Source organism: Burkholderia reimsis, from assembly GCF_003294055.1.
Taxonomy (GTDB): domain Bacteria; phylum Pseudomonadota; class Gammaproteobacteria; order Burkholderiales; family Burkholderiaceae; genus Burkholderia; species Burkholderia cepacia.
Genome location: NZ_QMFZ01000087.1, coordinates 1 through 8,479 on the forward strand (window position 1 = coordinate 1; position 8,479 = coordinate 8,479).

9 protein-coding genes and 1 pseudogene are annotated in these 8,479 nt (G+C 69.8%); 3 read left to right on the forward strand and 7 right to left on the reverse strand.

The genetic code is table 11. The features are described from left to right. Window positions 1–107 precede the first annotated feature (107 nt). Complete coding sequence (locus DPV79_RS41045; protein ID WP_027788892.1) at window positions 108–1,133, forward strand: XdhC family protein; 1,026 nt, start codon at window positions 108–110, stop codon at window positions 1,131–1,133. A gap of 111 nt (window positions 1,134–1,244) precedes the next feature. Here the strand turns inward: DPV79_RS41045 and DPV79_RS41050 are convergent, their stop codons facing one another. The 6 genes from DPV79_RS41050 to fliE all read right to left on the reverse strand — a co-directional run bounded on the left by DPV79_RS41050 (window position 1,245) and on the right by fliE (window position 5,394). Next, window positions 1,245–1,982 (reverse strand): PepSY-associated TM helix domain-containing protein, encoded by a 738-nt coding sequence (locus DPV79_RS41050; protein ID WP_021157024.1) that lies wholly within the window; start codon window positions 1,980–1,982, stop codon window positions 1,245–1,247. A gap of 269 nt (window positions 1,983–2,251) precedes the next feature. Then, complete coding sequence (locus DPV79_RS41055) at window positions 2,252–2,569, reverse strand: EscU/YscU/HrcU family type III secretion system export apparatus switch protein (RefSeq protein ID WP_021157023.1); 318 nt, start codon at window positions 2,567–2,569, stop codon at window positions 2,252–2,254. Next, window positions 2,566–3,915 carry a flagellar hook-length control protein FliK gene (fliK, locus tag DPV79_RS41060; protein ID WP_113048133.1) on the reverse strand — a complete coding sequence of 450 codons (1,350 nt, stop codon included), beginning with the start codon at window positions 3,913–3,915 and terminating at the stop codon, window positions 2,566–2,568. The genes DPV79_RS41055 and fliK overlap by 4 nt, the downstream gene beginning before the upstream one ends. 145 nt (window positions 3,916–4,060) lie before the next feature. Then, entirely contained in the window at window positions 4,061–4,393 is a 333-nt protein-coding gene (locus DPV79_RS41065; protein WP_021164035.1) for a flagellar protein FliT, read from the reverse strand. After that, entirely contained in the window at window positions 4,390–4,824 is a 435-nt protein-coding gene (gene fliS, locus DPV79_RS41070) for a flagellar export chaperone FliS (RefSeq protein WP_021164034.1), read from the reverse strand. Before fliS ends, DPV79_RS41065 begins: the two co-directional genes overlap by 4 nt. Window positions 4,825–5,049: 225 nt before the next feature. Then, a complete protein-coding gene (fliE, locus tag DPV79_RS41075; protein WP_021164033.1) occupies window positions 5,050–5,394 on the reverse strand; it encodes a flagellar hook-basal body complex protein FliE in 345 nt (114 codons plus the stop codon). 248 nt (window positions 5,395–5,642) lie between these two features. Here fliE and fliF point away from each other — a divergent pair, with 248 nt between their 5' ends. Continuing rightward, window positions 5,643–7,406, forward strand: coding sequence for a flagellar basal-body MS-ring/collar protein FliF (fliF, locus tag DPV79_RS41085; RefSeq protein ID WP_048026708.1), 1,764 nt, complete (start codon window positions 5,643–5,645; stop codon window positions 7,404–7,406). Beyond that, window positions 7,396–8,391 (forward strand): flagellar motor switch protein FliG, encoded by a 996-nt coding sequence (gene fliG / locus DPV79_RS41090; protein WP_027788887.1) that lies wholly within the window; start codon window positions 7,396–7,398, stop codon window positions 8,389–8,391. Before fliF ends, fliG begins: the two co-directional genes overlap by 11 nt. Here fliG and DPV79_RS43935 read toward each other — a convergent pair. Beyond that, window positions 8,378–8,479 (reverse strand): annotated as a pseudogene (locus DPV79_RS43935) (flagellar assembly protein FliH); the annotation flags it as partial. The gene fliG and the pseudogene DPV79_RS43935 overlap by 14 nt on opposite strands.

Genomic DNA, 8,479 nt, shown 5'->3' on the forward strand with positions numbered 1-8,479 from the left:
GTTTTGCGCCTTCCCCCGTCCCTGCACGCTTGTCGCGGCCGGTTCATAATCGCGCCATCGAACGGCGGCCCGCATCGACGGGTGCGCCCGGCAACAGGAAGAAGATGATGGAAAGCGTCGATCTCGATGTATTGAAATCCAGCGCGCGCTGGCTCGAAGAAGGGCGCCGCGTGCTGCTCGTGACGGTCGTGAAGACCTGGGGCTCGTCGCCCCGCCCCGAAGGCGCGATGCTCGCGGTCCGCGAGGACGGGCTCGTGGTCGGCTCGGTGTCCGGCGGGTGTATCGAGGACGACCTGATCGCCCGCGTGCATGCGAGCGGCATCGCGGCCGACGCGCGCCCGGAAGCGCTCAAGTACGGCGTGACGGCCGAGGAAGCACATCGCTTCGGGCTGCCTTGCGGCGGCACGATCCAGCTCGTGCTCGAGCCGCTCACGCGCGACAGCGGGATAACCGCGCTGTGCGCGGAAGTCGAGGCCGGGCGCCTCGTCACGCGCACGATGACGCTCGCGACGGGCCGCGCATCGCTGTCACCCGCGCAGGCCGCCGACGGGCTCGCGTTCGACGGCGAGCGGCTCGTGACGATCCACGGGCCGCGCTACCGGATGCTCGTGATCGGCGCCGGCCAGTTGTCGCGCTATCTGTGCCAGATCGCGGTCGGGCTCGACTACCAGGTGACGGTATGCGATCCGCGCGAGGAATACACCGATGCGTGGGACGTGCCGGGCACGCGCGTCGTGCACACGATGCCCGACGATACGGTGCTCGAGATGAACCTCGATGCGCGTTCGGCCGTGATTGCACTGACGCACGATCCGAAGCTCGACGATCTCGCGCTGATGGAGGCGCTGAAGACGCCCGCCTTCTACGTGGGCGCGCTCGGCTCGCGGCGCAACAACGCGGCACGGCGCGAGCGGCTGCGCGAATTCGATCTGAGCGAAGCGGAACTGGCCCGGCTGCACGGGCCGGCCGGCATCTACATCGGCAGCCGGACGCCGCCGGAAATCGCGATCTCGATCCTCGCCGAGATCACCGCCGCGAAGAACCATGTGTCGCTGCCGACGATCCTGCAGGTCGAAGGCGCGAAGGCCGCGCGGGAGATCGCGGCGAACAGCGGCGCGGCGTGCGGCCTCTGATCGGCGGGCGGTCGCGCGGGATACGCGGCCGCGACGGGCGAAGCAGACGAAGGCGACGAGACTGACGACAGCGCACGCGCCGGGGCCCGGCCGGCGCGCACGCCGGTCAGGTCAGGTCAGGCCGGCGGCAAGCGCCGCGGCGACCGAACCGACCACCAGCACGACGCCGACCGTGCGGCGCTTGTTCAGCTCGGTCCACAGCAGCACGCCGGTCAGCGACAGCAGGATCAGCGAGCCCGCGATCGTGTCCATCAGCAGCACCCAGCCGAGATTCATCCCGACGCCGCGATGCAGGTTGTTCAGCGTCGTCAGGAACGTGTTGCCCGTGCGCTTCACCGAGACGTAGCCGTTGCCGACCCAGTATTCGGCCTGCAGGTTCTGGTGCGGGCCGAACAGGCCGAACTGCCAGTGCTCCGGCTGCATCACGCGCTTGTCGCCCCACGCAACGGGCTGCGCGGCCTCCTTGCGCATGCGCCCCGGCTTGCCGTCGAAATTCAGCTCGTGCTGCAGCCACTTCGTCATCGCGGCGGGCGTCTTCGGCACCGGATCCGGCAGCGCGATCTGCATCTCCTCGACCTGCGGCTCACCTGTCGAAATCTTCAGCGGCGGCGCGCGGTGGTTGAGCAGCACGCCCGTCACACCGAACAGCAGCCCGAGCACCGCGCCCCACAGCCCGACCCAGCCGTGCACCTTGCGCAGCCACTTGATGAAGGTCGCGCGGCGCGAGCGCTGGCGGCGCGCGGCCAGTTCGTCGTCGCTCAGCGGGCGGGCCGCCGCCGGGTGCAGCACGGTGACGCCCGCGCGGGCAGTACCCGTCCTGGGCGGATTGATCGTTTCGGGCGCGTTCACGCGAAAGGTTCCATTCGTTCAAAACAACGGGCGGCGCGCAAAACGTGCGCGCCGCCCGGGCAGCATGAAAATGAGAATGGATATCATTACACAAACAAGCCGGCGGCTCAATCCATCCGGGTGCGCCGTGGCACGCCCGGCAAGAGCAAGAAGGCGGGCAAAGCGCGCGCGTTGCGCCGCGATGCCGGCCGATAACCGGAAAATGCCGCCCGAATGACCTTGCAAGACCAGGACAGCATTTCGTAAGAAGTCGCGCGATGCCGGGCGATTCAGCGCAGCGGCGGCAGCGGAAAGCGCGGTGTGGTGTCGTCCGGCGCGGGCTCGGTGCGGTCGAGCGCGTACAGCCACGCGAGCAGATCCGCGACCGCCTGGTAGAGCTGCGGCGGAATCCGGTCGTCGAGATCGACCTGCATCAGCAGCGACACCATCTCCGGTGCCGTATGCACGTACAAGCCCGCATCGTGCGCACGCGCGACGATCATCTCGGCGAGCACGCCGTAGCCCTTCGCCACCACGCGCGGCGCCGCATCGCCGCCCTTCGGATCGTAGACGAGCGCGGCCGCGCGCTTGCGGGACGTCATGCTCATGGCAGCGCCTCGTCATCGGTATCCGGCGCATGCGTCGCCGGGCCGCCGGCCGAACCGCGCGCATACGCGGCGGCCGCCGCCTGGGCTGCAAACAGGTCGAAGCCGTCCGGGCCGTCGTCGACCGCGCGGATCGACAATCCTCCCACCCGCAGCCCCGACACCTCGAGCCGCTGCCGCAGCGCGGCCTCGTGCCGTGTGAGGCGATCGGCGCCCGTCTGGTTCGCGCGCAATCGCGCGACCAGTTGCGTGCCGTTCAGCACCAGTTCCGCGTCGACCGTGCCGAGCGACGGCAACGTCAGCGTCAGGCGCGTGCGCCATGCGATGCCGTCGCCCGGGCCGTCGTCGCCGCGCGGCGAGCGGCTGCCCGGATCGTCCGGCTCGATCGTCCAGTCGAGCCGCGCGCCGGGCCACGCCTCGCCCGTCCAGCGGAACTGGTCGGTCGCGAGCGCGTCGAGCTGCTGCCTGACGAGCGGCACGGTGGCCGGATGCACGGTCGCCAGCGTCTGCGCCTGGGAGTCGGACGACGCGGTGGCCGGTTGCGCGGGCGTCCCGCGCACATCAGGGCGTTCGCCGAGCAGATCGAACGTATCGGGCGGCAGCGACGCGCCGTGCCGTGCACCCGCCGGCAAGCCCTGCGCGGGATCGCGTGCCGCTGCGCCGCCCTGGGCCGGTGTACCCGGCTGCGCCGTCGCCCGTGCGGTCGCGGGCAGCGGCGGCCGCTGCGCGAGCAGTTCGTCGAGCACGTCGGTCGAGCCGTGCTGCGCGGCATCCGGGTCGGCCGGCGCGAGCGCGGCCGCGAGGCGTGCCTGCGGCTCGCGCATCAGCGCCGCGAGCGGGCGCTGGCCGGCCAGCCACTGCGCCAGATGGGATTCGTAGAAAAGGCCGCTTTCGCTCACGGCCTGCGCGAGCGCGGCGCGCAGCGCCGCGACCGGCAGGGCCGCGCCCGCTTCGCGCGCCGCCGCAGCGGAAGATGCCGCGGCGGAGGCCGGCGTCGAAGACGCAGCCGGATCGGAGGCGGCCGGCGCGCGGGCCGGCAAGGCCGTATCTGTGAGCAGCACGGTGGGGTCGGCCAGCAGCGGCACGCGCCCGGCAATGGCCGGCGTCGAGTCGCCACCGGCCCGCGAGATTGCGTCGAGCACGCGCCCGACATCGGACAGTGCGGTCTGGGTCGAGGCCGGCGGCGCGGCCGGCGGGCTGCCGGCCGAAGGCGTGGGCGCCGTGCCGGTGCCCGGCGTGCCGACCTGCGAGGTCGCGCCGCCGCCGGCGGGCGCCGATACGGTGCCGGTCAGCAGGCTGTCGAGGCGGCTCGCCAGCAGCGCGGCCGCAACGGAGTCGATACCGGTCATGATCGGAGCCTGCTCACCTCAGCCACATCGTTGCGAATCCGGGAACGGCACGCCGGTGCCGCCCGCGGGAACTGCGCGCCTCCCGCAACGGGTTCGTGCGCCCCGCGCCCGTCTCCCCGCCTCCCGGCTTCCCTGGAAACGGGCCCTACCCGCGCGCGCGGTAGAGATCGGTCAATACCTTGGTCGAGCGCCGCGCCTCGAACAGCGCGGACAGCCGCGCGACGTCCGGGCTCGCGAGGTCGCGGATCGCGGCGTCGTCGGCCAGGATGCGGCGGATCAGGTCGAGCTTGCGGCCGAGATCCGATTCGTCGAGCACGACGCCCGGATCGGCTTCCTTCAGCCCGTCGACGAGTGCCATGAATTCGGCCTGCAACCCCGGCAACGCGCTCCAGTCGGCGCTGCGGGCGGCGCCCAGCATCCGGCCCGACACGGCGGCGAGCGCCTCGTAACGTGCGAAGTATTCGGCCTTGCGATTCATCTCGATGCTTCCACTGCCTGTTGCGCGGCCATCCGCGCGACTTCCGGGGCGATCCCCGTCCATGCTTCCTCGAGCGTCGCGAGCAGCCCGTCGACCTCGACCAGCATCGCGTCGCTTGCCTGCGCGTTCGCTTCCAGCAGACGCCGGCCGATATACGCATACAGCGCGTCCAGCCGCTCCGCGATCTCGCCGCCCGCGTCGCGGTTCAGCGATGCCTTCAGCCCGCTCTCGACGATCCGGATCGCCTTGCCGATCGCATCGCCGCGCGCGGACACATTGCCCTGCTGCAAATGCATGCGCGCCAGCGCAACCGCCTGCCGCGCGCCCTGGTACAGCATCGCGATCAAACGGTGCGGGGAGGCGCCCATCACCCCGGTCTCGACGCCGACACGCGCGTATGCACTGGCTCCAGCGTGTCCTGGGGAAAACATGCGCTTCTCCTTGTTATGCGTTGGCTATACGGGAACCGCCGCCGTGCATCGCACGACGCGGCCTTCACCGGAGTTATCGGAAGGGATTTGAAAAGCTTTAGGCAAGCGTGGCCTGCCGCCGGGGCGCCGAAGGCGCCGGCCCGGAGGCCTTCCCTGAACAACTTTCGCCGGATGGCCGCTCCCGGGTGCCCGTCGCCGGGTACCCGTCCCCGGATGCCCGCCGCATCACACCGACATCTGCATGATGTCGTTGTAAGCGCTCACCAGCTTGTTGCGGACCTGGAGCCCGAACTGGAAGCCGATATTGGCTTTCTGCATGTCGACCATCACGTCGTTCAGCGAGACGTTCGGCGCGCCGACCTCGAACGCCTGCGCCTCGCCGAGCGCGTGCTGCTGGTCGCCGCTGATCTTGTCGAGCGACGCCTTCATCGCGCTCGCGAACGTGCCGGCCGTCGCCGCACCCGAACCGGCCAGCGCTGCCGTCGGGCTCGCGACGCCGCCGGACGCCTGCGCGGCCATCGACTGCATCTGTTGCAACACCGAACCGATTCCGCTGACGTTCGCAGTCATGCTGTCCCCAAAACTGAGAGAAGAGACCCGGCGCACCGGGCGTTCCGCCGGCGCCGCACCACGCGCACCATGCCGGATCGCGAAAAAGGATAGCAGCGCGCCGCGCGTCAAAGCCGAGAAAGTACGGGGGAAACCCCGCTCTTTTCAGTCGATCGGAACCGGGCCCGGGTCACGATAATCGCATCGTGTCATTGTCCGCCCGCTCGTCCGAGCGAGCTCAGTCGTCCCGCTCCGGAGAAACTCGACGCATGGATTCGCAGGCCAACTCGCTGATCAACCCAGACGCCCGCGCGGGCCTCGCCAGCCCGGCGCCCGGCGCCGCCGCGGCCGCCGCGTTGCCGGGCGCGGGTGGCGCAGGCGCGGACTTCGGGCTTGGCGGCTTCGCGGAACGCATTCCCGGCATCTCGCGGATGAAGGGCAACCCGAAGCTGCCGTTCCTGATCGCCGTCGCGTTCGCGGTCGCCGTGATCACCGCGCTCGTGCTGTGGAGCCGCGCGCCCGACTATCGCGTGCTGTACAGCAACCTGTCGGATCGCGACGGCGGCGCGATCATCGCCGCGCTCCAGCAGGCAAACGTTCCCTACAAGTTCGCCGATGCCGGCGGCGCGATCCTCGTGCCGTCGAACCAGGTACATGAAACGCGCCTGAAGCTCGCCGCGATGGGCCTGCCGAAGGGCGGCTCGGTCGGCTTCGAGCTGATGGACAACCAGAAGTTCGGCATCAGCCAGTTCGCCGAGCAGATCAACTACCAGCGCGCGCTCGAAGGCGAGCTGCAGCGCACCATCGAATCGATCAACGCCGTGCGCGGCGCGCGCGTGCATCTCGCGATCCCGAAGCCGTCGGTGTTCGTGCGCGACAAGGAAGCGCCGAGCGCGTCGGTGTTCGTCGACCTCTACCCGGGCCGCGTGCTCGACGAGGGCCAGGTGCAGGCGATCACGCGGATGGTGTCGTCCGGCGTGCCCGACATGCCCGCGAAGAACGTGACGATCGTCGACCAGGACGGCAACCTGCTGACCCAGACCGCCTCGGCATCCGGCCTCGACGCGAGCCAGCTCAAGTACGTGCAGCAGGTCGAGCACAACACGCAGAAGCGCATCGACGCGATCCTCGCGCCGATCTTCGGCACGGGCAACGCACGCTCGCAGGTCAGCGCGGACCTCGATTTCTCGAAGGTCGAGCAGACGTCGGAAAGCTACGGCCCGAACGGCAATCCGCAGCAATCCGCGATCCGCAGCCAGCAGACCAGCAGCGCGACCGAGCTCGCGCAGGGCGGCGCGTCGGGCGTGCCGGGCGCGTTGTCGAACACGCCGCCGCAGCCGGCGTCCGCGCCGATCGTCGCCGGCAACGGCCAGAACGCGCCGCAGACGACGCCCGTGAGCGACCGCAAGGACCAGACGACCAACTACGAGCTCGACAAGACGATCCGTCACCTCGAGCAGCCGATGGGCAGCGTGAAGCGGCTGTCGGTCGCGGTCGTCGTCAACTACCAGCCGGTCGCCGACGCGAAGGGCCACGTGACGATGCAGCCGCTGCCGCCGGCGAAGCTCGCGCAGGTCGAACAGCTCGTGAAGGATGCGATGGGCTACGACGCGAAGCGCGGCGACTCGGTGAACGTCGTGAACAGCGCATTCTCGACCGCGAGCGACCCGTACGCCGACCTGCCGTGGTGGCGCCAGCCCGACATGATCGCGATGGCGAAGGAAGCCGCGAAGTGGCTCGGCATCGCGGCGGCCGCGGCGGCGCTCTACTTCATGTTCGTGCGCCCGGCGATGCGCCGCGCGTTCCCGCCGCCCGAGCCGGTCGCGGCGGCGCTCGCCGCGCCGGAAGATCCGGTCGCGCTCGACGGCCTGCCGGCGCCGGAGAAGGCCGAAGAACCCGACGCGCTGCTGCTCGGTTTCGAAAGCGAAAAGAACCGTTACGAACGCAACCTCGACTACGCGCGCTCGATCGCCCGCCAGGATCCGAAGATCGTCGCCACCGTCGTGAAGAACTGGGTGTCCGATGAACGCTGAAGGCTTGACCAAGAGCGCGCTGCTGCTGATGTCGATCGGCGAGGAAGAGGCCGCGCAGGTATTCAAGTTCCTCGCGCCGCGCGAGGTCCAGAAGATCGGTGCCGCGATGGCCGCGCTGAAGAACGTCACGCGCGAGCAGGTCGAGGACGTGCTGCAGGAATTCGCGAAGGAAGCGGAGCAGCACACCGCGCTGTCGCTCGATTCGAGCGACTACATCCGCTCGGTGCTGACCAAGGCGCTCGGCGAGGACAAGGCCGGCGTGCTGATCGACCGCATCCTGCAGGGCAGCGACACGAGCGGCATCGAGGGCCTGAAGTGGATGGACTCGGGCGCGGTGGCCGAACTGATCAAGAACGAGCATCCGCAGATCATCGCGACGATCCTCGTGCACCTCGACCGCGACCAGGCATCCGAGATCGCGTCGTGCTTCACCGAGCGCCTGCGTAACGACGTGATGCTGCGGATCGCGACGCTCGACGGCATCCAGCCGGCCGCGCTGCGCGAACTCGACGACGTGCTGACGGGCCTGCTGTCCGGCAGCGACAACCTGAAGCGCAGCCCGATGGGCGGCATCCGCACCGCGGCCGAGATCCTGAACTTCATGACGAGCGTGCATGAGGAAGGCGTGCTCGAAAGCGTGCGCCAGTACGACGCGGATCTCGCGCAGAAGATCGTCGACCAGATGTTCGTGTTCGAGAACCTGCTCGACCTCGAGGACCGCGCGATCCAGATGGTGCTCAAGGAAGTCGAGTCGGAAACGCTGATCATCGCGCTGAAGGGCGCGCCGCCCGCGCTGCGCCAGAAGTTCCTCGCGAACATGTCGCAGCGCGCGGCCGAGCTGCTCGCCGAGGATCTCGACGCGCGCGGCCCGGTACGCGTGTCCGAAGTCGAGACGCAGCAGCGCCGCATCCTGCAGATCGTGCGCAACCTGGCCGAGAGCGGCGCGATCGCGATCGGCGGCAAGGCGGAAGACGCGTATGTCTGATTCGGCGAGCGATCGCGCGGGCACCCTCACCGCCTACCAGCGGTGGGGGCGGCGGCGGGTCGAACGACGCCATCTCCCACCGCTGGTA

Coding starts and splice junctions, on each gene's coding strand:
- fliE (WP_021164033.1), bottom strand. CDS start 5,394: ATGACTGCGAACGTCAGCGGAATCGGTTCGGTGTTGCAACAGATGCAG.
- fliF (WP_048026708.1), top strand. CDS start 5,643: ATGGATTCGCAGGCCAACTCGCTGATCAACCCAGACGCCCGCGCGGGC.
- DPV79_RS41065 (WP_021164035.1), bottom strand. CDS start 4,393: ATGAATCGCAAGGCCGAATACTTCGCACGTTACGAGGCGCTCGCCGCC.
- fliK (WP_113048133.1), bottom strand. CDS start 3,915: ATGACCGGTATCGACTCCGTTGCGGCCGCGCTGCTGGCGAGCCGCCTC.
- fliS (WP_021164034.1), bottom strand. CDS start 4,824: ATGTTTTCCCCAGGACACGCTGGAGCCAGTGCATACGCGCGTGTCGGC.
- DPV79_RS41045 (WP_027788892.1), top strand. CDS start 108: ATGGAAAGCGTCGATCTCGATGTATTGAAATCCAGCGCGCGCTGGCTC.
- fliG (WP_027788887.1), top strand. CDS start 7,396: ATGAACGCTGAAGGCTTGACCAAGAGCGCGCTGCTGCTGATGTCGATC.
- DPV79_RS41055 (WP_021157023.1), bottom strand. CDS start 2,569: ATGAGCATGACGTCCCGCAAGCGCGCGGCCGCGCTCGTCTACGATCCG.